This is a genomic window from Flavobacterium sp. RHBU_3 (assembly GCF_046613565.1).
Taxonomy (GTDB): domain Bacteria; phylum Bacteroidota; class Bacteroidia; order Flavobacteriales; family Flavobacteriaceae; genus Flavobacterium.
In genome coordinates this window covers 1-487 of sequence record NZ_JBKJHC010000043.1, presented here as the reverse complement: position 1 = coordinate 487, position 487 = coordinate 1, and the positions used below count along the sequence as shown (strand labels likewise).

Genomic DNA, 487 nt, shown 5'->3' with positions numbered 1-487 from the left:
CAGTGCTTGGTGCCGACTTAAAGAAGGCTTGTGAGCTGCCCGGAGATACACGGCGCATGGCGTTTGTAAAGGTTACAGATCCTGAAGATACAGCATCGGCGGTTTTTACAAAGAAGCCCTGTGCAGGAGCAATAGTATAGGTAGCGTACGTGTTGGCTCCACTGAAGTAAGAGGTCATATCTACAACACCACCGTCTTGCGGGTTGGCCACATATCCGGCCTGGCTTAGGGTAGCGTAAGATGAGTTAGCACTGTTGTTGCGTTTCCTCCACAGGTAGATACCTGATGATGTATTGATAACCGAGCTGTTTGCAGCGAAGAAATCAGACAGGTTAATAGGAGACGGATACGGGTTACCTATTGCAGTAAACCTGTTACCTGCTGCGCTTAGCGGGTAAGTAACAGTACCGTTGTGCGGTTCACCGGTAAAGGTACCGTCAAAGTAGTAGTTGTCTGTACCTGCGCTGTACTCGGCCGGTGTTGTTAC

At 49.7% G+C, this 487-nt stretch carries 1 pseudogene; it reads right to left on the bottom strand.

Features of this window, described 5'->3' with window-relative positions:
* A pseudogene (locus ACLI1A_RS19570) lies at positions 1-487 on the bottom strand (hypothetical protein); the annotation flags it as partial.